General features: G+C 69.7%; 20 protein-coding genes. 9 read left to right on the forward strand and 11 right to left on the reverse strand.

Annotated features, from left to right (window positions below; translation table 11 throughout):
• Positions 1-7: 7 nt before the first annotated feature.
• Genes DID99_RS00100 through DID99_RS00110 form a run of 3 tightly spaced genes read right to left on the reverse strand, consistent with a single transcriptional unit; the run spans position 8 to position 2,492 of the window.
• The gene (locus DID99_RS00100) at positions 8-1,009 is read right to left on the reverse strand and encodes an HpnL family protein (RefSeq protein ID WP_044843986.1); all 1,002 of its coding nucleotides are present in this window, start codon (positions 1,007-1,009) and stop codon (positions 8-10) included.
• Positions 1,006-1,815 (reverse strand): 2OG-Fe(II) oxygenase, encoded by an 810-nt coding sequence (locus tag DID99_RS00105; RefSeq protein ID WP_124665762.1) that lies wholly within the window; start codon positions 1,813-1,815, stop codon positions 1,006-1,008. Before DID99_RS00105 ends, DID99_RS00100 begins: the two co-directional genes overlap by 4 nt.
• Positions 1,812-2,492 carry a CDP-alcohol phosphatidyltransferase family protein gene (locus tag DID99_RS00110; RefSeq protein WP_124665763.1) on the reverse strand — a complete coding sequence of 227 codons (681 nt, stop codon included), beginning with the start codon at positions 2,490-2,492 and terminating at the stop codon, positions 1,812-1,814. Before DID99_RS00110 ends, DID99_RS00105 begins: the two co-directional genes overlap by 4 nt.
• 642 nt (positions 2,493-3,134) lie before the next feature.
• Here DID99_RS00110 and DID99_RS00115 point away from each other — a divergent pair.
• Positions 3,135-4,649 (forward strand): acetyl-CoA hydrolase/transferase family protein, encoded by a 1,515-nt coding sequence (locus DID99_RS00115; protein ID WP_124665764.1) that lies wholly within the window; start codon positions 3,135-3,137, stop codon positions 4,647-4,649.
• Between the two features lie 39 nt (positions 4,650-4,688).
• Here DID99_RS00115 and DID99_RS00120 read toward each other — a convergent pair whose 3' ends face one another.
• Positions 4,689-6,221, reverse strand: coding sequence for a DHA2 family efflux MFS transporter permease subunit (locus DID99_RS00120; RefSeq protein ID WP_124665765.1), 1,533 nt, complete (start codon positions 6,219-6,221; stop codon positions 4,689-4,691).
• A gap of 134 nt (positions 6,222-6,355) precedes the next feature.
• On the opposite strand from DID99_RS00120, the gene DID99_RS00125 reads away from it, so the two are divergent.
• Positions 6,356-6,796 (forward strand): MarR family winged helix-turn-helix transcriptional regulator, encoded by a 441-nt coding sequence (locus DID99_RS00125; protein ID WP_124665766.1) that lies wholly within the window; start codon positions 6,356-6,358, stop codon positions 6,794-6,796.
• 133 nt (positions 6,797-6,929) lie between these two features.
• On the forward strand, positions 6,930-7,355 hold the full coding sequence (locus tag DID99_RS00130) for a helix-turn-helix domain-containing protein (protein ID WP_124665767.1): 426 nt from the start codon (positions 6,930-6,932) through the stop codon (positions 7,353-7,355).
• 87 nt (positions 7,356-7,442) lie between these two features.
• Here DID99_RS00130 and DID99_RS00135 read toward each other — a convergent pair whose 3' ends face one another.
• Together DID99_RS00135 and DID99_RS00140 are read right to left on the reverse strand one after the other, a co-directional pair.
• Entirely contained in the window at positions 7,443-8,321 is an 879-nt protein-coding gene (locus DID99_RS00135) for a helix-hairpin-helix domain-containing protein (protein ID WP_124485028.1), read from the reverse strand.
• Positions 8,322-8,508: 187 nt separating this feature from the next.
• Positions 8,509-10,071 carry a sigma-70 family RNA polymerase sigma factor gene (locus DID99_RS00140; RefSeq protein ID WP_124665768.1) on the reverse strand — a complete coding sequence of 521 codons (1,563 nt, stop codon included), beginning with the start codon at positions 10,069-10,071 and terminating at the stop codon, positions 8,509-8,511.
• A 308-nt stretch (positions 10,072-10,379) separates the two neighbouring features.
• On the opposite strand from DID99_RS00140, the gene DID99_RS00145 reads away from it, so the two are divergent.
• Both DID99_RS00145 and DID99_RS00150 read left to right on the forward strand, forming a co-directional pair.
• Positions 10,380-10,814: a hypothetical protein gene (locus DID99_RS00145; RefSeq protein ID WP_124665769.1), complete on the forward strand. Its 435-nt coding sequence runs from the start codon at positions 10,380-10,382 to the stop codon at positions 10,812-10,814.
• A 33-nt stretch (positions 10,815-10,847) separates the two neighbouring features.
• Positions 10,848-11,648 carry an SH3 domain-containing protein gene (locus DID99_RS00150; RefSeq protein ID WP_124665770.1) on the forward strand — a complete coding sequence of 267 codons (801 nt, stop codon included), beginning with the start codon at positions 10,848-10,850 and terminating at the stop codon, positions 11,646-11,648.
• 211 nt (positions 11,649-11,859) lie between these two features.
• On the opposite strand, the gene ilvD is transcribed toward DID99_RS00150, so the two are convergent.
• The 4 genes from ilvD to DID99_RS00170 all read right to left on the reverse strand — a co-directional run bounded on the left by ilvD (position 11,860) and on the right by DID99_RS00170 (position 18,342).
• Positions 11,860-13,719, reverse strand: a complete 1,860-nt coding sequence (ilvD, locus tag DID99_RS00155) for a dihydroxy-acid dehydratase (protein ID WP_044842880.1) — start codon at positions 13,717-13,719, stop codon at positions 11,860-11,862.
• Between the two features lie 318 nt (positions 13,720-14,037).
• Positions 14,038-15,060, reverse strand: coding sequence for an Ldh family oxidoreductase (locus tag DID99_RS00160; RefSeq protein WP_124665771.1), 1,023 nt, complete (start codon positions 15,058-15,060; stop codon positions 14,038-14,040).
• The gene (locus DID99_RS00165) at positions 15,053-16,645 is read right to left on the reverse strand and encodes an aldehyde dehydrogenase (NADP(+)) (RefSeq protein WP_124665772.1); all 1,593 of its coding nucleotides are present in this window, start codon (positions 16,643-16,645) and stop codon (positions 15,053-15,055) included. Before DID99_RS00165 ends, DID99_RS00160 begins: the two co-directional genes overlap by 8 nt.
• Positions 16,646-16,716: 71 nt before the next feature.
• Complete coding sequence (locus DID99_RS00170) at positions 16,717-18,342, reverse strand: APC family permease (RefSeq protein WP_044842883.1); 1,626 nt, start codon at positions 18,340-18,342, stop codon at positions 16,717-16,719.
• A gap of 612 nt (positions 18,343-18,954) precedes the next feature.
• On the opposite strand from DID99_RS00170, the gene DID99_RS00175 reads away from it, so the two are divergent.
• From DID99_RS00175 to DID99_RS00190, 4 genes are all read left to right on the forward strand, one after another.
• Positions 18,955-19,887 carry a 4-hydroxyproline epimerase gene (locus DID99_RS00175; protein WP_124665978.1) on the forward strand — a complete coding sequence of 311 codons (933 nt, stop codon included), beginning with the start codon at positions 18,955-18,957 and terminating at the stop codon, positions 19,885-19,887.
• Entirely contained in the window at positions 19,884-21,011 is a 1,128-nt protein-coding gene (locus DID99_RS00180; protein ID WP_124519672.1) for an FAD-binding oxidoreductase, read from the forward strand. Before DID99_RS00175 ends, DID99_RS00180 begins: the two co-directional genes overlap by 4 nt.
• A 109-nt stretch (positions 21,012-21,120) precedes the next feature.
• Positions 21,121-21,354: a 2Fe-2S iron-sulfur cluster-binding protein gene (locus tag DID99_RS00185; protein WP_011658575.1), complete on the forward strand. Its 234-nt coding sequence runs from the start codon at positions 21,121-21,123 to the stop codon at positions 21,352-21,354.
• Positions 21,351-22,640 carry an FAD/NAD(P)-binding oxidoreductase gene (locus DID99_RS00190; RefSeq protein WP_124665773.1) on the forward strand — a complete coding sequence of 430 codons (1,290 nt, stop codon included), beginning with the start codon at positions 21,351-21,353 and terminating at the stop codon, positions 22,638-22,640. The genes DID99_RS00185 and DID99_RS00190 overlap by 4 nt, the downstream gene beginning before the upstream one ends.
• 45 nt (positions 22,641-22,685) lie before the next feature.
• On the opposite strand, the gene DID99_RS00195 is transcribed toward DID99_RS00190, so the two are convergent.
• Entirely contained in the window at positions 22,686-23,630 is a 945-nt protein-coding gene (locus DID99_RS00195; protein WP_124485020.1) for a LysR family transcriptional regulator, read from the reverse strand.
• Between the last annotated feature and the right edge of the window lie 145 nt (positions 23,631-23,775).

Here is a 23,775-nt window from a genome sequence, read left to right on the forward strand (position 1 = left end):
TGAACGATCAGTCGGCGATGGGCTGCGGCGCACGGCGCCGCTGCCAGTTTCTTTCACTGAAATGCAGATAGAGCAGGCCGGGCAGGCCGAGCGCGAGTTCGCGCGCGCGCTTCGCGAGCGACAGCGCGAGCGCCGCGTCGGGCGGCAGGCCGACCAGCGGGGCGAGCAGCAGGTAACCGCCTTCCTGTGCACCGAGCGAGCCCGGGATCGCGAACGCCGCACCGCGAATCGCCTGGCCGACGCTCTCGAGCAGCAGCGCGTCGAGCCAGCTGACCGGGTGCCCGAGGAAGTGCAGCGCGAGCCACACTTCGGCGGTGCCGACGATCCAGCCGGCGAGGCTCAATGCGAAGGTCTTCGCGACCTTCGCGCGATCGCGGTACAGCGCGCCGACCGCGTCGTCGATCGCGTCCGCGCGGGTCGCGAGCGACGACCAGTCGCGCGGGCCGAGCAGCTTCGACGCGAGACGCAACCCGCGGCCGAACAGCCCGCGCCGCTGCGCCGCGTAGAACGCGACGGCCAGCGCGCCGAGCACGCCGGTGGCGATCAGCGCCGGCGTGCGCAGGTGAGCGACCGACTCGTGCGTCGCGTACACGCTGAACGTGGCGATGCCGATCAGCGCGAACGCCATCTGCGCGAGCGCCTGCATCGTCGTGCTGACGGTGACCGCGGCGGCCGCGTCGGCCATCCGCGTGCCGCGCTGCGCGAGGTGGCGCACCATCAGCACCGGGCCGCCGATCTGCCCGGCGGGCAGCAGGCTGTTCACCGATTCGCCGACCCAGCGCGCGCGCAGCGCGTTGCCGAGCTCGGCGCCCGGCTGGCCGCGGCGGAACATCACCGAGATCGCCAGCGCGTCGATCACGAGCGGGACGACGTGGAATGCCGCGACGAGCGCGAGGCCCCAGCCGGCCGCGAGGAACGTCGACGCGACCGCGCCGACGCCCTGCCACGCGAGCAGGGCGACGAACAGTGCCGTTCCGAGGGACAGCAGGATCAGGCCGGCGCGTGTCATGACCCGCTCGGCCGGCGCGTAGCCAGCTGCTTGAACACCTGGCGGAAACCGAAATATGCGATCGCGTCCTTCATGTTCGAGATGAAGCGCTTCCACGGCCGCATGCCGGGGTTGGTCACGTATTCGAACGTGAGCGACACGCGCGTCTCGTTCTGGCCGAGCGGCGTGATGCGATGGCGCAGCTTGTCGCCGTCGAACAGCACGATGCCGCCGTCGGCGATCTGCACGGAACCGGGTTCGTCGGGCACGTCGGGATTGCGCGTATGCAGTTCGTAGTCGAGCCGGCACGACGACTCGTCGATCACGCCGATCAGCAGCGTGTAACGACGGCCGTCGTAGTACGACGTGTCGTAGTGCCAGCCGATGTGGTCGCCCGGCTTCGTGTAGTAGTACAGCGCGTACGCATGCGGATCGTCGTCCGGCGACAGCATCAGCTTGTCGCCGGTGACCTTCTCGAGGAAGCCGATCAGCGCCTTCGAGCGGTACAGCTCCGCGATGTACGGCGCCTGCTCGTCGATCGTGTGCCGGCTCACGCTGCCGCCCTGCTTGTGGCCGGGCAGGTAATTGCGGTTCAGGCCGGCCTGCATCGCGCGGGCGGCGGCCGCGAGCTTCGCGTGCGCGTCGGCCGGCAGGAATGCGTCGAGGTACAGGAACGAGCCCTGGCGCGTGTAGTCGCCGCGCAGGCGGTCGAGGTCGAGACGGCCGACGCAGTCGGCCACGGTGCGATCGGGATCGGCCGCTGCCGCGCGCGCAGGCGCGGGGCGTGCCGGGCTCAGCACGGAGTCGTCGCGCGTGCTAGGAGTCATTTGGAAACCTGGATTTCGGTAGGGTTCTGCGGGAGATTGCCGCGGCGGACGATGCGCCACCAGTCGATCACGACCCACGAGGCGAACAGCGGGGCGCCGATCGATGCCGCGAGCAGGAACGGCTGCACGCCGTCGACGAGCGTCACGATCGGCAGCAGGTAGAGCACGTCTTCCGTCTCGAAGCCGCCGGCGAACGCCTGCTTGGTGCCGGCCTTGCCGGCGATCGATTCGATCCGCATGCGCAGGAAGAAGATCAGCGCGACGGCCGCGCCGGCCACCGCGCCGAGCAGCACCGGCGACGCGGCCATCTGGCCGCCCTGGGCGACGATGCCGAGGCCCATGCTGACGAACAGCGCGACCGTCACGAGCGCGTCGGCCGCGAGGTCGTAAAAGTGACCGATCTTGCTGGACTTGCCGCTGATGCGCGCGAGCTCGCCGTCGGTGTGGTCGACGAAGTTCGACAGCACGATCAGGAATGCCCCCGCGTTGATCCAGCCGAAGCCGCCTTGCGCGAGGCACCAGGCACCGGCGAGGCCGATCAGCAGACGAAGGGTAGTGAGGTGATTCGGGGTGACGGGCGTGTCGATCAGCGGGCGTACGAGCGAGCGCGCGAGCCGCGCATCCCAGGTGCGTGGCAGGGGCGGTTCGGAACGTGTGGCGGTTTTTCTTTGGTCCATCGGCGAAATATATACGGAATTGTAATTTGTTGCTTTTTATTCGATCAATGTCCTGACATACGGGAGTGTTACCGCGTATTCCGGACATCGCCCGGTTGCGAACCGGATGCGCGAAACGGCGTTCGCACAGGCGGGCCTTACCAGCTTCAGTGTGGTTCGCGTCGCGCGGCTGTCAAGGGCGGACGGGCCTTGCGCGCGGGCGCGGCGGCGCTCCGCGCGCGTCGTCGCGTTGATGTGCATCAGGCCCGCAAAAGCCGCGTCGGGCGACAATCGGCCGCGGCGGTCGCCGATCGGCCGTCGCGTGCGGATTCCCCGCGTTTACGCGATCAATCCGGAAAGATATCGATCGATTGCCGGTCAGCAGCTTGCAATCCGTGCGCGGCAAACTGGCGGTTCACTTTCGCGAACCTTTCGAGTGGATTCGATGCGCGGCCGTGCGCTGTCACAGAACGGCCGTTCGATACCCGGCGCATTCGGCAAGTATCTTTTGCATTCAACGGACATTTCGCGGCGATGGCCTCTGCGATACTCCGACCGTGCCCGTGGTGCCGGGCCGCCCCTCGCGGCCCCAAGGGCTTCGCGTCGCCCAGGAGACACCCCCCGCGACGTCAACGACACACCAAAAGCGTCAGATATACAGCCATGTCTTCTTCACGCATCCTCGCTCCCGCCCTGCGTTCGCTCGTCCGCACCGCCGACGAAGCCGCCGCGCTGATCCGCCCCGGCATGACCGTCGCCATGAGCGGCTTCACCGGTTCCGGCTATCCGAAGGCCGTGCCCGCCGCGCTCGCCGCCCACATCGACGCGGCCCACGCGCGCGGCGAGGACTTCCGGATCAACGTGCTGACCGGCGCATCGACCGCGCCGGAACTCGACGGCGCGCTCGCCCGCACCAACGGCATCTCGATGCGCCTGCCGTACCAGTCCGACCCGACGCTGCGCGACAAGATCAACGCCGGCGAAGTCGACTACCAGGACGTCCACCTGAGCCACGTCGCGCAATACGCATGGTTCGGGCTGTACGGCGACCTCGACGTCGCGATCGTCGAAGTCGCGGGTATCCGCGAGGACGGGCTGCTGATCCCGTCCGCGTCGATCGGCAACAACAAGACGTGGCTCGAGCAGGCGAAGCACGTGATCCTCGAAGTCAACGCGCGCCAGCCGCTCGGCCTCGACGGGATGCACGACGTCTATTACGGCACCGCGCTGCCGCCGCACCGCAAGCCGATTCCGCTGACGAAAAGCGACGACCGGATCGGCGAGCCGTACCTGCGCTGCCCGGCCGAGAAGATCGTCGCGATCGTCGAGACCGACGCGCCCGACCGCAGCAACGCATTCTCCGCGCCGGACGCCACGTCGAAGCAGATCGCGCTGCAACTGATCGACTTCCTGCGCCACGAAGTGAAGCGCGGCCGCCTGCCGGAAAACCTGCTGCCGCTGCAGTCGGGCGTCGGCAACATCACGAACGCGGTGCTCGCGGAACTCAGCTCGGCCGGCTTCTCGAACCTGACCGCGTACACCGAAGTGATCCAGGACGGCATGCTCGACCTGCTCGACGACGGCACGTTGAGCTTCGCGTCGGCCACGGCGTTGTCGCTGAGCCCGGCCGCGGTGCAGCGCTTCGCGGACGAGATCGCGACGTTCCGCGAAAAGATCCTGCTGCGCCCGCAGGAGATCAGCAACCATCCGGAACTCGTGCGCCGCCTCGGCTGCATCGCGATGAACGGGATAATCGAGGCCGACATCTACGGCAACGTGAACTCGACGCACGTGATGGGCACGAAGATCCAGAACGGCATCGGCGGTTCGGGCGACTTCGCGCGCAACGGCTACCTGTCGTGCTTCATGTCGGCGAGTACCGCGAAGGGCGGCGCGATCTCGCGGATCGTGCCGATGGCGAGCCACGTCGACCATACGGAGCACGACGTCGCGGTGGTCGTCACCGAGCAGGGGCTCGCCGACCTGCGCGGCCTGTCGCCGAAGCAGCGCGCGCGCAAGATCATCGCGACCTGCGCGCATCCCGACTACCGGCCGATGCTCGAGGATTACTTCGAGCGCGCGTCGCGCGAGAGCTTCGGCAAGCACACGCCGCACCTGCTCGCCGAGGCGCTGTCGTGGCACGAGCGCTACGTGCGCACCGGGACGATGAAGGCCTGACGTCGCGGCCCGCGGCGGGCAGGTGCCCGCCGCACTGAGTCAATCCATCGCCGCGTGCGCGACGTCGACGCTCGCCGTTTTCTGCGGCGGGCGGATCAGCAGCAACAGCGGGATCATCAGCAGTGTCGCGACGAACATCAGCTTGAAGTCGTTCAGGTAGGCGATCATCGCGGCCTGCTGGTTGATCGTGCGGTCGAGCAGCGCGATGTCGACGTGGCTGCCGGCCATCGCCTGCACGGCCGGGTCGAACGGCGTGATGTGGGTCGCGAGGCCGGCATGCGCGACCTGCGTGTTGCGCGTCATCAGCGTCTGGACGATCGAGATGCCGATACTGCTGCCGATGTTGCGCATCAGGCTGTAGGTGGCCGTGCCGTCCGCGCGCAGCTCGGGCTGCAGCGTCGAGAACGACAGCGCGCTCAGCGGCACGAACACGAGCCCCAGGCCGAAGCCCTGGACCACCCCGGGCCACACGATGTCCGCCTCGGACAGCACGATCGTGTACTGCATCATCTGCCACAGCGCGAGCGCGGAAATCGCCAGCCCGGCGAGCAGCAGCGCCCGCGCGTCCACGTATTTCAGCAATCGTCCGACGAACAGCATCGCGATCATCGTGCCCGCGCCGCTCGGCGCGGTGACGAGCCCCGTCGTCGCGACCGGATAGCCCATCAGGTTCTGCAGCATCGGCGGCAGCAGCGCGCGCGTTGCGTACAGCACCGCGCCGACGACGAAGATGAACAGCGTGCCGGTCGCGAAGTTCGGGTCGCGCAGCAATTCCGACTTGAAGAACGATGCCTTGCCGACGGTCGCCGTATGCACGAGGAAGAACGCGAAGCTCAGCGCCGCGAGGAGCGCCTCGATGCGGATCTCGTACGAACCGAACCAGTCGAGCTGTTCGCCGCGGTCGAGCATCGCCTGGAACGCACCGATCGCGAGCGCGAGCGTCGCGAAGCCGAACGCGTCGAATTTCACGTGCGGGCGCGGCGCGCGCGCGGGCAGGAAGGTCAGCACGCCGGCCAGTGCGAACGCGCCGATCGGCACGTTGATGAAGAACACCCAGCGCCAGTTGTAGCTGTCGGTGAGCCAGCCGCCGAGCGTCGGGCCGAGGATCGGGCCGACCATCACGCCCATCCCCCAGATCGCCATCGCCTGGCCCTGTTTCTCGCGCGGGTTGATGTCGAGCAGGATCGACTGCGACAGCGGCACCAGCGCAGCGCCGAACACGCCCTGCAGCAGCCGCGCGCCGACGATCTGCACCAGCGACTCGGACAGCCCGCACAGCGCGGACGCGATCGTGAAGCCCGCGATCGAGATCGTCAGCAGCCGTTTCATGCTGAGCCGGTCGGACAGCCAGCCGGTCAGCGGCGTCGCGATCGCCGCGGCGACGATGTAGGAAGTCAGTACCCAGGTGATTTCGTCCTGCGACGCGGACAGCGTGCCCTGCATGTGCGGCAGCGCGACGTTCGCGATCGTGCTGTCGAGCGTCTGGATCAGCGTCGCGAGCATGATCGACAGGGTCAGCATCGGCCGATTGAGGGCGGGCGGCGAGGCGGGGGCGTCGGCGGCGGGATTCAAGCGGGTGTCTCCGTGGGGCGGTCGCCGTGGGCGGCGATCCGGTACGGCTCGAATTATAAGCATGCTTATTATGTTTGTGCTCATCGCTTGGTCGGGGCCGCGGGTCATTCGCGGCCTGCCCCTATAATCGCCGCATGGACAAGACCTACGAGAACCGGATCGGCTACCTGATCACCGACGTGGCCCGCCTGCAAGGACGCCTGTTCGACCGGCGCGCGAAGCGCCTCGGGCTGACGCGCGCGCAAAGCCGCGTGCTCGCGTACCTGACGTGGAAGGGCGAGATGAATCAGGCGCGGCTCGCGGAGTGGCTCGAGATCACGCCGATCTCGCTGACGCGGCTGCTCGACCGGATGGAAGGCTGCGGGTGGATCGAACGCATCGCGAACGACGACGATCGCCGCGCGTTCGTGATCCGGCTGACCGACAAGTCGCGCGAGATCTTTCCGCAGATGCTGGAAGTGGGCGACACCGTCACCGACGACGGGCTGCGCGGCTTCACGCGCGACGAGCGCGACACGCTCGTGCGCCTGCTCGGGCGCGTGCGCCACAACCTGATCGACAGCGGCGGCGAATGACGCGGGCGCGGGCGCGGCGCCGCTGAATCGGCCGGCAGCAGCGGGGCGGCTGCGGCAACGGCGGGGCGGTCCGGGCTTGTGTCGGAGGAGTCGGGCCGCTATCTTGCAACCTCAAGTTCACTTGAGATCAAGCATGAGCCGTCTGGACATCGCCGATGTCGCGCGCCGCTCGGGTTTGCCCGCGTCGACGCTGCGCTACTACGAGGAAAAGGGATTGATCGTGCCGACCGGCCGTCACGGGCTGCGGCGCCAGTACGACGAATCGGTGCTCGAGCGCCTGGCGCTGATCGCGCTCGGCCGCGAGGCCGGTTTTTCGTTGGACGACATCGTCGCGATGTTCGGCGCGGACGGCCGGCTTGCGATCGACCGCGCGAAGCTCGACGACAAGGCCGACGAGCTCGACCGTACGATCCGCCGTCTCGGCGCGGTGCGCGATGCGTTGCGGCATGCGGCCTTGTGCCCGGCGCCGAGTCATCTCGAGTGTCCGTCGTTCCGCAAGCTGCTGCGCATCGCCGCGCATCGTCATCCGGTGCGCCGCACGAAGACGGACGGTGCGTAAGCGGTCAAGCGGTCCGGTTTGCCGCAACGGCGCGCGCGGGCGGGCGGCGGGGCGGCCGTACCGCGGCGGCCGGAGCCCCCGAGCGGATCATCCCGCGTAATACACACGACACTCCATCTCGCGTCCGCGCACGATGCGCTTGCCGACGAGCGAGCCGAGCGTTTCGGTGACGACCGTCCTCTGGTACTCGCATTGCAGCGCATCGTAGAAGTAGAGCGCGACCCAGTCGGCGGTGCGGGTGGACTCCTGCGGGCGAACGGGATACGGGCACAGCGCGGTGAAATGCCAGCCGCCTTTCGTCATGTGCATCACGGGCGGCTGAACGCTCAGGTCCGCGTTCAGCCGACGCGACACGAGCGTGGGCAGGATGCCGGCGGCGGCCTTGTTGCGGTACAGGCGGTCGATATACAGCAGCAGCTCGACCGGCGGCTCCGTGCCGAGATCGGCGTTGCGCGCGTGGCCTTGCCAGCGCCGGCGCCGGGTCAGCACGTCGTCGAGCGCAGCGCGGATGCCGGACGCGCGACGCGGGCCGACGCCCGCGATCGCTTCGAGCTGGCCGCTGCGGGCCGCGCGTTCGAGATCCTCGAGCGTATCGATGTGCAACTGGTCGTGAATCCGCAGCGCGAGCGCGTGGCCGATGCCTGGCACGGCTTCGAATGCGGACGCGCGCTCCGCGTCGCCGCGCAGCCGGTCGAGCAGGCGCCAGCGTCCGGTCACCAGCAGTTCGGCGATCGCCTGGGCGACGCCCGTGCCGATCTCCGGCAGTGCGGCGAGCGAATCGACGCCGCCCGCGTCGAAGCGGGTGCGGATGCCGTCTTCGAGCGAGGCGATCGTGTCGGCCGACGCGCGGTAGGCGGCAACCCGATAAGGATTCGCCCCCTGTTCGGCAAGCAACTGCGCGGCTTCGCGCAGGCAGGCCGCGATTTGCCGGTTTTCCTCGTGTGTCTGGCCGATGGTCGTTTGCATGTGCGGAGCCCGGGGATGTGCAAACGGAATGGACACGGCGGATAACGCGCCGGTCGCATTTTTTTATTTCAACACATTGTCAGGGCCGGCGACGAACAAAACTTGATGTGCATCAATAGCAAACGTTGCACAGGCGGAAGCGGGCCGCGCACGTTCGTGCCGGGTCGCGGCACGAACGTGCGATGCGTCACGCTTCGAGGAACGTCTGCGCGCCTTCCGCCTCCGCGGCCGTGCGCAGCGCGGCGAGCGCGCGCTTCTCGATCTGCCGCACGCGTTCGCGCGACATGCCCGCGTCCTGCGCGATCGCGTCGTAGGTGTCGGGCTCGGCGCCGCCGAGGCCGAACCGGCGGCGCAGCACGTCGGCCTCGGCCGGCGTGACCGAGCGCAGCAGCGACGTCACGCATTCGCGCATCCGCGTGTCGGCCAGCTGCTCGAACGGGCTCGCCGATGCCTGGTCCTCGATCAGGTCGACGAGGCCGGCGTCCGCGTCGGGCAGCGGCGTGTCGAGCGACACCGGCTCGGCAGGGAGCGCGAGCACCGCGCGCAGCTTGTCCTCGGCGAGCCCGGTTTCGGCCGCGAGTTCGGCCGGCGTCGCGCGCCGGCCGGTGCGCTGGCGGAAGCGCAGTGCGTGCCGATGCACGCGCTGGTACTGGTCGCCGACGTGCACCGGTACGCGGATCGTGCGCGCGCGATCGGCCACCGCGCGCGCGACCGCCTGCCGGATCCACCAGGTCGCGTAGGTCGAGAACTTGAAGCCGCGCCGGTATTCGAACTTCTCGATCGCGCGCATCAGGCCGAGGCAGCCGTCCTGCACGAGGTCGGGCAGGTCGACGCCGCGGTTCATGTACTTGCGCGCGATCGACAGCACGAGCCGCAGGTTCGCCTCGAGCATCGCGCGCGTACCGTCGCGCACCTTCTGCTGGCCGTCGCTCAGCGCGGCGCCGAGCGCACGCCGCGCGACCGTGTCGAAGCACGCGGCGTCGGTGCCCGCGGCGGCGTCCGTCGCGGCGTCGACCGGCGCGGCGGCCAAGGCGCGCACGACGCGGCTCGCGTCGTCGACGGCCGGTGCCACCCACGCGAGCGAACCGAGCAGCGCGGCCAGGCGGTTGCGCGCGTCGCGGTATTCGGCCGAGCGGCACCCCTGCGCGTGCAATGCGCGGCGCACGGCCGTCACCGCGTCCTGCAGCGTGTCGTAGCGTGCAGGCACCGGTGCGTTGCCTTCGCCGTCGCCGATATCATCGCCTTCGTTGGCGGCCGCGCCGGTTGCGCTCGTCGCGCCGTGGCGCGCGAGCAGCGCCTCGACGGCCGCCGGACAGCCGGCGAGCGCGTGCAGGATCTGATGGCGGCCCGTTTCGATCTCGCGGGCCAGCACGATTTCGTCCTCGCGCTTGAGCAGGGGCACCGCATGGATGCGCCGCATGTAGAGCGCGAGCGGATCGGTCGATGCGCTCGTGCCGCGGGCCAGATCGCCGAGCAGCGCACGGCCCTCGTCGAGCGCGTCGCGATCGACGTCGACCGGCGCCGCGCCCGCGAACGGCACCGGCGCGGCCGGCTCGTCGAGCACGGCGATGCCGATGTCTGCGAGCGCGGCGCGCACGACGTCCAGCGCGTCGGGGCTGTCGCTTTCCGGCGGCAGCGCGTCGACGAGGTCGGCGTGCGTCAGATAACCCTGTTCGCCGGCGAGCGCCAGCAGCTGGATGATCGGATCGAGGGGCGTGTCCGCCCGAAGCGTGGGGCGTGGCGTAGTCATGTCGATGACGGCGTGAGCCGCGTTCCTGTCTGGGCGGGCCGAAGTCCGCGGGTTTCAGGCTCCCGGAGGCCGCGAACGCCCGTCCGCGCCGGCCAGCCTGACTCGATATTCAAGTTGAGGGCATTTGCGTCAACTTCAACGTCGGCGCGGCTGACGCGCGAGCATGCGGCATGCCCGCCCGGTTGCGACCCGGATTCGACCCGTGGAAACAAAAAGTAACGGATCAAACCCGCAGAAATATGCGGGGGACGTAAGCTAGAGTCAGGCGCGCGCCACGCAGCGACGCGCGGATTCCTGCGGAGCATGAAATGAACCCGATTTCCGCCGCGAGGCCTGCCGTCATGGCGCTGGCCATGCTCGCGCTGAGCGGTTGTTATTACACGAGCCCGTACGGCTATGCGCCGTATTACGCACCCGTGCCTGCCACGGTTTCGCAGCGCGAACTCCCGGCAGCGCCGGCAAATGCCGGGCCGATTGCCCCGTCGACACCCGCGGTGCCGGCCGTGCCGCCGCCGGCGGACGATTACGCCGACGCGCCGGCTCCGGTATATGCCGCGCCGGTCTATGTGCCTTACCCGGCCTACTATCCCGCGTATTACCCGGGCTGGTACGGGCCGCCCGTCACGATCGGCCTCGGCTTTTGGGGGCATTGGGGCGGCGGCTACCGCGGCGGGTACTGGCGCCGTCCCTGGGGCGGCGGCCACGGGGGAGGCGGGCATTGGGGCGGGGGCCATCGACACTGACCGACGCGCGGCGGCACCGCGCGGGAGAGCAACATGAGCAACACGATCATCCGAAGTCTGTGCGTCGTCCTGTTCGGTCTCGCCGCGATACCGGGCCTCGCCGACGCGCAAAGCAGCGCCTATACGAATTCCGGGGCCGAAATCTATGCGGGGCCGGCGCCCGATTATCCGGTCGTCGCGCAGGTCCCGCCCGGCACCGCGCTGGACGTGTTCGGCTGCCTGAGCGATTACTCATGGTGCGACGTCGCGCTGCCGGGCGTGCGCGGCTGGATCGACGCGGAGCAACTCGACTATCCGTATCAGGGCAATTACGTGCCGTTGCTCGAATACGGCGCGATCATCGGCGTGCCGGTGACCGGGTTCGCGATCGGCGCGTACTGGGATCGCTACTACCGCCACCGGCCGTGGTTTCACGATCGCGACCGCTGGGAGCATCGTGCCGAGCCGCGCATCGGCCCCGGCGGGATGCCGCCGGCCTACGGGCGCCCGCAGCCGGGCGGGCCGGTTCAGCGCGTGCCGGGCGGCGAGCCGCCCGAGCGGCATGATGCACGGCCGTCGGCCACGCGCGGCGGCTGGAACGGCCCGAACCGCGCGCCGGCGCCGCAGGCCGCGCCCGCGCCCGCGCAGATGCCTGGCGCGGCTGCCCGTCAGCCGGCGCCACCGCCGCCATCGTCACCGCCCGCACCGAGCGGTGGCGCGGCCCGGATGATGGTGCCGCCGACGCATCAGGGTGGTGGAGGTTACGGCGGCGCACGGCCGCAGGGCGGCGGAAACGGCGGCGGGAACCACGGCGGTGGCGGGGGTGGAGGCAGCAGCGACGAGTTTCGCCGTTGACCGGCCGACGGCAGCGGGGGCGCGGCCCTTGGCCTGCGCCGGACGAAAAACGGATCGGTCGGCTCGCTCATCGCGCCCCTGCAAGCCTGTTCCTGGAAAAACGAAACCCCACGCTCCGAAAAACGTGGGGTTCGTCAGCAGTCCGATGCCGCTCCGGAGAGCGGCTCCCGATCGAGGCGGGCGGGCCCGTCGTGCGGCCCGCCGCCGCGCGTCAGTCGTCGAGCAGCGACAGGTCGCGCACGGCGCCCTTGTCGGCCGACATCACCAGCTTCGCATAGGCCTTCAGCGCGGCGGACACCTTGCGCGGGCGCGGTTGCGCCGGTTTCCAGCCCTTCGCGTTCTGCTCCTCGCGGCGCCGTGCGAGCTCCTCGTCCGAAACGAGCACGTCGATCGTGCGGTTCGGGATGTCGATGCGGATCTTGTCGCCGTCGCGCACGAGGCCGATCGCGCCGCCCGCCGCCGCTTCCGGCGAGCAGTGACCGATCGACAGGCCCGACGTGCCGCCCGAGAAGCGGCCGTCGGTCAGCAGCGCGCATGCCTTGCCGAGGCCCTTCGACTTGATGTAGCTCGTCGGGTACAGCATTTCCTGCATGCCGGGGCCGCCCTTCGGGCCTTCGTAGCGGACGATCACGACGTCGCCGGCCTTGACCTTGTCGTTCAGGATGTTCTCGACCGCTTCGTCCTGCGACTCGGTCACGTGGGCCGAGCCCTCGAACACGAGGATGCTTTCATCGACGCCGGCCGTCTTCACCACGCAGCCGTCGAGCGCGATGTTGCCGGTCAGCACGGCGAGGCCGCCTTCCTTCGAGAACGCATGCTCGTACGAGCGGATGCAGCCTTCGGCGCGGTCGAGGTCGAGGCTCGGCCAGCGCGTGTCCTGGCTGAACGCGACCTGCGTCGGGATCCCGGCCGGGCCGGCCAGGTAGAACGTGCGGACCGCTTCGTCTTCGGTGCGGACGATGTCCCACTGGTCGAGCGCGTCCTTCAGCGACGGCGCGTGCACGGTCGGCACGTCGGTGTGCAGCTTGCCGGCGCGGTCGAGCTCGCCGAGGATCGCCATGATGCCGCCGGCGCGGTGCACGTCCTCGATGTGGTACTTGTTCGTGTTCGGCGCGACCTTGCACAGCTGCGGCACGCTGCGCGACAGGCGATCGATGTCCTTCATCGTGAAGTCGATGCCGGCTTCCTGCGCGATCGCCAGCAGGTGCAGGATCGTGTTGGTCGAACCGCCCATCGCGATGTCGAGCGTCATCGCGTTCTCGAACGCCTTGAAGCCGACCGAGCGCGGCAGCACGCGCAGGTCGTCCTGCTCGTAGTGCTGGCGGGTCAGCTCGACGATGCGGCGGCCGGCGCGCTTGAACAGCTGCTCGCGATCGGCGTGCGTCGCGACGACCGTGCCGTTGCCGGGCAGCGACAGGCCGAGCGCTTCGGTCAGGCAGTTCATCGAGTTCGCGGTGAACATGCCCGAGCACGAACCGCAGGTCGGGCACGCCGAGCGTTCGACTTCGGCGACGTCGGCATCCGAATACGACTGGTCGGCCGCGATCACCATCGCGTCGACGAGGTCGAGCTTCTTCAGTTCGATGGCCTTGGTGACCGGGTTCGCGAGTCGCGTCTTGCCGGCTTCCATCGGGCCGCCCGACACGAAGATCACCGGGATGTTCAGGCGCATCGCGGCCATCAGCATCCCCGGCGTGATCTTGTCGCAGTTCGAGATGCAGACCATCGCGTCCGCGCAGTGCGCGTTCACCATGTATTCGACCGAGTCGGCGATGATGTCGCGGCTCGGCAGCGAGTAGAGCATGCCGTCATGGCCCATCGCGATGCCGTCGTCGACCGCGATCGTGTTGAATTCCTTCGCGACGCCGCCGGCGGCCTCGATCTCGCGCGCGACGAGCTGGCCGAGATCCTTCAGGTGCACGTGCCCGGGCACGAACTGCGTGAACGAGTTGACGACCGCGATGATCGGCTTCGAGAAATCGTCGTCTTTCATGCCGGTGGCGCGCCACAGCGAGCGCGCACCTGCCATGTTGCGGCCGGCGGTGGAAGTTTTGGAACGGTATGTGGGCATGGTATGGCTGAAGAAATATCGCGGAAAAGGGTGGAGGCACGGGAATAAAGGCCTCTCGCGCGCCCGTGCGAACAACCTCTTGAGCTGCGCCCTGGGCAAACTCGACGATTATCCCACAGCCGCCGGGCGTGCGGCGCCCGCGGGCGAGGGCGCGGGTGGCGTGGTGGGCCGGACAGCGCCTCGGTGTGCCGAGCGTGAAGGCGAACCGGGCGCACCAGGCACGAAGGCGGACGCCGGCCATCGCCGGCGGAGCCGGCAGCGGCTTCATCGCCCGTTCTGCCGACGATGAAGCCGTGCGCCGTACCCGCCGATCGCGCGTCAGTCGAGCAGCGTCAGGATTTCGTCGTACAGCGCCTGCGGAATCCGCACGCCGTGCGCGATGCTGCGCGCGCGGGCATCGAAGCGCCGTTGCGACGGCAGCCGCGCGCCTTGCCCGGTGATCGAAGCGAACATCCGCTCGCCGCGCGCGAGGCCTGCGTCGAGCTCGTCGCCGAGGAACACCTTCGGGTCGAACGCGATCACGAGTTCGCCGTGGCACGGCGTCGCGCCGACGCCTGCGTCGAAATCCATCGACTCCTGGCTCGTCATGTCGCCGATCAGCGCGCCGCCGAGCAGTTCGACCATCGCCGCGAGCGCCGAACCCTTGTGCCCGCCGAAGGTGCGCATCGCACCCTGCAGCGCGGCCTTCGGGTCGGTGGTCGGCTGGCCATCGGCGTCGATCGCCCAGTGCGGCGGGATCGCCTTGCCCTGTTTCGCATGCAGCTCGATGTCGCCGCGCGCGATCGCGCTGGTCGCGAAATCGAACACGAACGGCACGCCGTCCGGGCGCGGCCACGCGAATGCGATCGGGTTGGTGCCGAACACCGGTTCGCGGCCGCCTTCCGGCGCGACCCAGCTGTGGCTCGGGTTCATCGCGATGCCGGCCAGCCCCTCGGCGGCGATCGCCTCGACCTCGGGCCACAGCGCCGAGAAGTGGTAGCAGCGGTTGATCGTCATCGCGGCGATCCCGTGCTGCTTCGCCATCTCGACGAGCACCGGCAGGCCGGTCTCGAAGCTCAGCAACGAGAAGCCGCGATGCGCGTCGACCGAGACGATCGACGACGACAGCCGGCGCAGCGTCGGCACCGCCTGCGGATCGACCTTGCCTTTCTTCAGCGAGCGCACGCACACGAGCAGCCGGTACACGCCGTGCGAGTGGCACTCGTCGCGCTGGCCCTGCGTGATCACGCTGGCGATCGCCTGCGCGTGCGCAGCGGACATCCCGTGGTGCGTCAGCACCCGCAGCGCGAGTGCGTGCACCTCGTCGAGCGACAGGACGACTTCGGCGAGCGGCTCAGACATCGCGCGCTTCCCGCGGCGCGGGCACGCCGTCGATGCGTTGCGGCACGTTCAGCGGGTTGCCGTTGCGGATGGCGTCCGGCAGCAGCGCGTCCGGCACGTCCTGGTACGACACGGGGCGCAGGAACCGCTCGATCGCGCGTGCGCCGACCGACGTCGTGCGCGTGTCGGACGTGGCCGGGAACGGGCCGCCGTGCACCATCGCATGACCGACCTCGACGCCCGTGCCGAAGCCGTTGACGAGAATACGGCCGGCCTTGCGCTCGAGCGTCGGGCGCAGCGCGGCGAACAGCGCGGCGTCGCCGTCGGCGAGATGCGCGGCGATGGTCAGCTGGCCTTCCAGCGACTTCAGCACGCCATGCAGCGTGTCGGCATCCGGGCAGCGCACGATCAGCGACGCGGGGCCGAACACTTCGTCGCGCAGTTCGGGGTGAGCGAGGAACGCGTCCGCCGACGTCGCGAACAGCGCCGCGCGCGCCTGGTAGCGGCCGCCTTCCACGCCTTCCGCGAGCAACTCGACCGCGTCGTGCGCGCGCAGGGTGGCCACGCCTTGCGCATAGCTCGCGTGGATGTGCGGCGTCAGCATCGTCTGCGCGGCGGTGGCCTGCACGGCGGTGGCTGCCGCGGCTTCGAACGCGCGCAGCGCGGGGCCGTCGACCGCGAGCACGAGGCCCGGGTTCGTGCAGAACTGGCCGGCGCCGAGGGCGAGCGACGCGACGAACTGCGGCGCGATCATGTCGTGGCGCGCGTCGAGCGCGGTCGGGAACAGCAGCACCGGATTGATCGAGCTCATTTCCGCATAGACCGGAATCGGCTCGTGGCGCGCGGCCGCGATGTTCATCAGCGCGACGCCGCCGCGGCGCGAGCCGGTGAAACCGACGGCCTTGATGCGCGGATCGGCGACGAGCGCCTGGCCGATTTCACGCGACGCATCGAACAGCAGCGAGAACACGCCGGCCGGCAGCCCGCATTCGCGCACGGCCTGCTGGATCGCACGGCCGACGAGCTCGGACGTGCCCGGGTGCGCGGAGTGCGCCTTGACAATCACCGGGCAGCCGGCCGCGAGTGCCGATGCCGTATCGCCGCCCGCGACCGAGAACGCGAGCGGGAAGTTCGACGCGCCGAACACGGCGACCGGCCCGATCGCGACGTTGCGCAGGCGCAGGTCGACGCGCGGCAGCGGCTTGCGGTCGGGGCGGGCCGGGTCGATGCGCGCATCGACGTAGCCGCCGTCGCGCACGAGCGACGCGAACAGCGCGAGCTGGCCAACCGTGCGGCCGCGTTCGCCTTCGATGCGTGCGCGCGGCAGCCCCGTTTCGGTGACGCAGCGCTCGATCAGGTCGTCGCCGAGCGCCATGATGTTGCGGCCGATCGCGTCGAGAAACGCGGCGCGTTGCTCGGGGCCCGTTTCGCGATACGTGTCGAAGGCTTCGTCGGCGAGCGCGCAGGCCGTCTCCAGGTCGTGCAGGCTCGCGCCGCCGAACGCGGGTTCGAGCGGTTCGCCGGTCGCGGCGGCGATCGCGTGAAGGGTGCCGTTCTGTCCGGCGACGGCCGACTGGCCGATCAGGAGCTGACCTGTGAGTTGCATGGTTCTTCCTCGGAAAATGCGGGGCCGGACGTGATGCGCCCGGCCGGAGTGGAAAGGGGAAAGCGGGTGCGTCAGTCTTCGTCGTCTTCGAGCTGCAGCTTGTCGGAACGGATGCCGGTGTTGGCGCCCCAGTAGAAGATCACGAGCGCGACGGCCGCGACGACGACCGTGTCGTACGGATGCGCGAGCTGGCCCGTGCCGCCGAAGCCGCCGAAGTACGACAGCACGATCATGGCCGCGTAGAACGCGATCAGCCACGCGGACGAGCGCACCTGTTCGGCGATGCTCAGGTGCGCGGTCGGCACCCAGCGGCGGCACGCGAGATAGATCACGAACATCACGATCTGCAGGCCGAGCAGCCAGGACACCGTGCTCCAGCCCGACCAGTAGACGATCAGCGCGGCGATCACGAACGACGCGGGGCCGGTGATGCCGAACGCCACCGCGCGGAACGGCCGCGGCAGGCCTGGCGCGGTGCGGCGCAGCGCGGCGACCGACACGGGCGCGACCGCGTAGCTCAGCACGAGCGCGGCCGACACGATGTTGATCAGCGCTTCCCACGACGGGAACGGCATGGTCCAGAAGATCGCGAGGCCGAACGTGAGCCACAGGCCCGCGCGCGGGATGCCCGACGCTTCGTCGACACGCGTGAACACCTTGAAGAACGTGCCCGTCTTCGCCCAGCCGTAGACGACGCGCGGCGTCGCGTTCATGTAGATGTTGCCGCAGCCGCTCGGCGAGATCATCGCGTCGGCCACCACCATCACCGCGAGCCAGCCCACGCCGAGTGCGAGCGCGATGTCGCGGTACGGCAGCGAGAAGGCCTTGCTCACGTCGTGCCAGCCGGCGGCGAGCATGTCGGTCGGGATGCTGCCGATGAAGGCGAGCTGCAGCAGCACGTAGATCAGCGTGGACAGCAGGATCGACAGGATCAGCGCGATCGGGATCGTGCGCTGCGGATTGCGCACTTCGCTCGCGACCGACACGATCGGCGTGAGGCCGAGGTACGCGAAGATAATGCCGCCGGCCGAGACGGCCATCTCGATGCCCGGCATGCCGAACGGCGCGAAGCCGTGCATGGTCAGGTTGGCGGGCTTGAAGAACGTGAACAGCACCGCGATCACCGACAGCGGCACGATGAACTTGAAGATGCTGATGATGTTGTTCGCCTTCGCGAACGTCTTCACGCTCGAATAGTTCAGGTAAAAGAACAAGCACAGCAGCGCGGCCTGCACGAGCCAGCCGAGCGTGGTCGGGTCGCTCGAGCCGGCCTTGGTGAGACCGGGAAACCACGCGGCCGCATATTGGCGCGCGGCGACCACTTCGATCGCGATCAGGCTCGAGAACGCGATCAGCGTGATGAAGCCCATCAGGTAGCCGAGCAGCGGGCCGTGCGAGAACACCGGGTAGCGGACCACGCCGCCCGCGCGCGGCAGCGCGGCGCCGAGCTCGCAGTAGACGATGCCGAGCAGCAGCACCGCGAAGCCGCCGAGCAGCCACGAGAAGATGCCGGCCGGGCCGGCGATCGTCGATACGTGACTCGCGGCGAACAGCCACCCCGAACCGAAAATCGCGCCGAGGCCGATGAACGTCAGGTCGGTCAGCGACAACTGCTTCTTGAATTTGCCGTGACCGCCGTCGGCGGGCACGGAACGGGAAAGCGGGACGGACGGGTGTGTGTTGCCTTGGCCTGGCATGGGTTTGTCTCCTGGGAAATATCGGTGCAGGTGTGGCTTGCGCTGCGCTCCGACGGGGCAGCGGCGCAACACCTGCCGGCCGGCGTGCGACCGGTTCGAGCGACCGGCGCGGGCCGGGGACCGTTCATGCGCGGCGCGGGTTGGCGCCGCAGCGAACGGCCCGCGCGAGCCATGCCGGACCGGAAGCGGCGATGCGACGGGGGATGCCGTTGCACCGCCGGGGGGAAATCGGTCGGCGCGGTCAGCGGTTCGCCCGATTCCGATCGGCGCGGCGCGCGGCGTCGAAAGCGATGGAAGCGCCCGGTGCGAACCGGTTGCTGAGGGCGGGGAAAACTCCGGTCCGCTGGATGGCGTTTCGGCTCACTGCAATCTCCTGCTTCGTATCGGTCGACGACAGGCGTGTCGACGTGCAACCAGTATCGCCGTGCAAACACCCATCACGCTTGAGCCGGATCGCGGAGCAAAATGACGAAATCGGCATAGTGGCCGGAAGGGCCGCGAAGGGTGCTTCGCACTATGCCGATTTCGTCGCCGTCCTTATCGAAAAGCCACAAGCGGACGGACGCGCGACGGAGGAAGCTATGCTCTTTTCCCCACATCGGACGGCTCATGATGAAGCGCATCCAGATCATCGATTCGCACACGGGCGGCGAACCCACGCGGCTCGTCGTGTCCGGTTTCCCCTCGCTCGGCAACGGCACGATGGCCGAGCGCCGCGACGTGCTCGCGCGCGAGCATGATCGCTATCGCACCGCGTGCATTCTCGAGCCGCGCGGCAGCGACGTGCTGGTCGGCGCGCTGCTGTGCGAGCCCGTGTCGCCGGAGGCGGCGGCCGGCGTGATCTTCTTCAACAACAGCGGCTATCTCGGAATGTGCGGGCACGGAACGATCGGCGTCGTGCGCACGCTGCATCACATGGGCCGCATCGAGCCGGGCGTGCACCGGATCGAAACGCCGGTCGGCACGGTCGAGGCGACGCTGCACGACGACCTGTCGGTCAGCGTGCGCAACGTGCTCGCGTATCGCCACGCGAAGGCCGTCGATGTCGACGTGCCGGGCTACGGCCCCGTGAAGGGCGACATCGCGTGGGGCGGCAACTGGTTCTTCCTGATCAGCGATCACGGCCAGCGCGTGGCCGGCGACAACGTCGCGGCGCTTACCGCCTATTCGTCCGCGGTGCGCGCGGGGCTCGAGCGCGCGGGCATCACCGGCGCGAACGGCGGCGAGATCGACCATATCGAACTGTTCGCTGACGATCCCGAGCACGACAGCCGCAGCTTCGTGCTGTGCCCGGGCCACGCGTACGACCGTTCGCCGTGCGGCACCGGCACGAGCGCGAAGCTCGCGTGCCTCGCGGCCGACGGCAAGCTCCAGCCGGGCGTCGTGTGGCGGCAGGCGAGCGTGATCGGCAGCGTGTTCCAGGCGAGCTATGCGCAGGCCGACGGCGGCATCGTGCCGACGATCCGCGGCAGCGCGCACCTCAGCGCGGAAGCGACGCTGCTGATCGAGGAAGACGATCCGTTCGGCTGGGGCATCGTGTCGTGAGCGAAATCAGGACCGACGTCGTCGTGATCGGCGCCGGCATCGTCGGCGCGGCGTGTGCGCACGAACTCGCGCAGCGCGGGCTGCGCGTGCTCGTCGTCGATGACGCGAGCGGCGGCGCAACCGGCGCCGGCATGGGGCACCTCGTCGCGATGGACGACAACGCGGCGGAGCTCGCGCTGAGCCATTACTCGATCGAGCTGTGGCGCGCGCTCGCCGGCGAGATGCCGGAAGGCTGCGCGTACCGCAACTGCGGCACGCTGTGGCTCGCGGCCGATTCCAGCGAGATGGACCTCGCGCGCACCAAGCAGGCGACGCTCGCCGCACATGGCGTCGCGGGCGAACTGATCGATGCGGCGACGCTCGCGCAACTCGAGCCGATGCTGCGCGCGGGCCTCGGCGGCGCGCTGAAGATCCCCGGCGACGCGATTCTCTATGCGCCCGTCGCCGCGAGCTGGCTGCTGCAGCGCGCGCCGGGCATCACGTTGCGGCGCGAGCGCGCGGTGGCGGTCGATGGTCCGAGCGTGACGCTCGCGAGCGGCGACACGCTGCACGCGGAACGCGTGGTCGTCGCGAACGGCGTCGCCGCGCGCACGCTGTTGCCCGAGTTGCCGCTGCGCCCGAAGAAGGGGCATCTGCTGATCACCGATCGTTATCCGGGCCGGGTGTCGCATCAGCTCGTCGAACTAGGCTATGCGGCGAGCGCGCATGCGAGCGACGGCACGTCGGTCGCGTTCAACGTGCAGCCGCGGCCGACCGGCCAGCTGCTGATCGGCTCGTCGCGCCAGTTCGATACCGAGGACGCGCGCATCGAGCCGCCGGTCCTCGCGCGCATGCTGCGCCGCGCGGCCGGCTATTTGCCCGACCTGGCCGATCTGAACGGGATTCGCGCATGGACGGGTTTCCGTTCCGCGAGCCCCGACGGCCTGCCGCTGCTCGGCGAACATCCGGCGCGGCCGGGCGTATGGCTCGCGGTCGGGCACGAAGGGCTGGGCGTGACGACCGCGCCGGGCAGCGCGCGGCTCGTCGCTGCATTGATGACCGGCGAGCGGCCGCCCATCGACATCGAACCGTATTTGCCGGGACGTTTCCTGACGACGTCCCCCGTAGCTGGAGCGCTGACATGAAACGACCCCCACGCACACTTCGTTCGCCATCGACCGGAGTTGGCGCTTCAGCGCTTGCCCCGGTCCCATGCAAGGCGCCCCCCGCGGGGGCGGCCCGCCGGAGGCTCACATGATCATTCATCTGGACGGCCGCGCGCTGACGGTAGCCGACGGTGCGACCGTCGCGGCCGCCGTCGCGGCGAGCGGCGACGACACGACGCGCGTGTCGTGCACGGGTGCGGCGCGCGCGCCGTTTTGCGGTATGGGCATCTGCCAGGAGTGCAGGATGACGATCGACGGCCGCCGCCGCCTGGCCTGCCAGACGCTGTGCCGCGACGGGATGCGGGTGGAGCGCACGCGATGAGCACGGCGAAACAGGAAAGACTGAGCGTCGACGTCGCGATCGTCGGCGCGGGCCCGGCCGGGCTGTCGGCGGCGCGGGCCGCCGCACGAAGCGGTGCGACGGTCGCGATCGTCGACGACAATCCGCGCGCGGGCGGGCAGATCTGGCGCCAGGCGGCGGCCGCGATGCCGGTGCCGGCCGCGGCGGAACGCCTGGCCGTGCTGCGTCAGCCGAACGTCACGCATCTTGCGGCCACGCGCATCGTGGCCGAAACGCAGCCGGGCACGCTGCTGCTCGAGGACGACGAGCGCGGCTTCCTGCTCGAATTCCACACGCTGATCGTGTGTTGCGGTGCGCGCGAGCTGCTGCTGCCGTTCCCGGGCTGGACGCTGCCGGGCGTGACCGGCGCGGGCGGCCTGCAGGCCCTGATCAAGTACGGCCTCGACGTGCGCGGGCAGCGCACGGTGATCGCCGGCAGCGGCCCGCTGCTGCTCGCGAGCGCGGCGACGGCCCGTCAGGCCGGCGCGCAGGTGTCGCACGTGCTCGAACAGGCGGCGTGGAGCGACGTGGCCGGTTTCGGCGCGGGGCTTTGGCGCTGGCCGTCGAAACTCACGCAGGCGGCGAAGCTCGTCACGGCAGCCTACCGGCCCAATGCCTACGTCGTCGAGGCGTTCGGCGACAAGCGGCTCGAACGCGTGCGGATCCGGCAGGGCGAGCGAGAGTTCGAGGTCGACTGCGACAGGCTCGCGTGCGGCTTCGGCCTCGTGCCGAACACCGTGCTGCCGAGCCACCTCGGCTGCCGGATAGAAAACGGCGCGGTGGTGGTCGACGCGCATCAGCGCACGAGCCGCGACGGCTGTTTCGCGGCGGGCGAGTGCACGGGTGTCGGCGGCAGCGAACTGGCGATGGTCGAAGGCGAAATCGCCGGCTACGCGGCCACCGGGCAGACGGCGCCGCTGGCCGAGCGGATTGCGCTGCGCGCGCACTGGCAGGCGTTCGCGGATGCGGTGCGCGAGCGCTTCGCGATACGCGAGCCGATCCGCAAGCTCGCGCGGCCCGATACGCTGCTGTGCCGTTGCGAGGACGTGCGCTTCGACGCGGTCGCAGACGCGGCCGCGCCTGCGCCGGGCTGGACGGCCGCGAAGCTGCAGACGCGCTGCGGGATGGGCGCATGCCAGGGCCGCGTGTGCGGCGCGGCCGCGCAGGCGCTGTTCGGCTGGACGCCGCCGGTGCCGCGCACGCCGCTCGTGCCCGCGCGAGTCGGCACGCTGATGCTGGACGACATCGCGTCCTGCGACGGCGGCTGATGCGCCACGGCGCAGCGCCCGGTTCGCGCCGGGTCGCTGCGTCGCTCACTCCGCCTTCACTTTCTCCCATCCGCCCACCTGCGGCGCCGCACAGGCACGCAGGCACTCGATCGCGGCGGCCACGGCCGCGCGCTTCGCGCTGTCCGGATGCCAGTAGATCGACACCGCGCCCTGGCCCTCGAGCCGCATCGGCAGGATGCGGATCGCGTTCAATTGCTCGAAGCGCCGCGCGGCACGATGCGATGCGACGCCGAGCAGGTCGGTGTTGTTCAGCAGCGTGAGGTTCAGGATCGACGAATTCGATTCGACGCAATGCGGCGGCTGCACGCGCCCGGCGGCCGTCAGCGCGACCTGTAGCGCGTTGTGCACGGGGGTGCCGGGCGGCCAGACGATCCACGAGCAGGCCAGCACCTCGTCCCAGCCGACGGATGCCGTGCCGACGAGCGGGTGATCGGGCCGCGCGACGAACACCACCGGATCGACGTACAGCGCTTCGGCGTGCAGGTGCGGATCGACGGACGCGGACCCGGAACGGCCGACGACGATGTCCAGCTCGCCGCGCGCGAGCTGCGGCATCAGCTGGTTCATCGTGCTCTCCGCGAGCCGCACCTGCGCGCGCGGCATCCGCTTCAGCAACTGCGATACCGCGAGCGGCACCGTATCGGCGGCCGCGACGCCCGACGTGCCGATCGTGACCAGGCCGCTGCCGCCTTCGCGCAGCGCGGCCATGTCGTCGCGCGCGACGTCGAGCTGCGCCTCCACGCGGCGCGCATGCTCGATCAGCGCGTCGCCGTAGGCCGTCGGCCGCAAGCCGCGCGCATGCCGCTCGAACAGCGGCAGGCCGACATCCTCCTCGAGTTCCTTCAGCCATTTCGACAGCGCCGGCTGGGTGGTCGCGAGCGCAGCCGCCGACTGGCTCAGGTTGCCCGTGCTGGCCAGGCTCAGCAGGACCTGCAGGTGCCGCAAGCGCAGCCGGTGGGTCCAGTCCATCGCACGCTCCGTATCGGAAGATATATCCGAATCAATATGGATTAGATGATTTCACCATTTTACCGGGTATGTCTGCGTCGAATATAAATGCGCTAACGGACTGCGGCACGCGGTCCCCGACCCGACACAGCGCCGACCGCGATCG

The organism is Burkholderia sp. Bp8986, assembly GCF_003854225.1.
Lineage (GTDB): Bacteria > Pseudomonadota > Gammaproteobacteria > Burkholderiales > Burkholderiaceae > Burkholderia.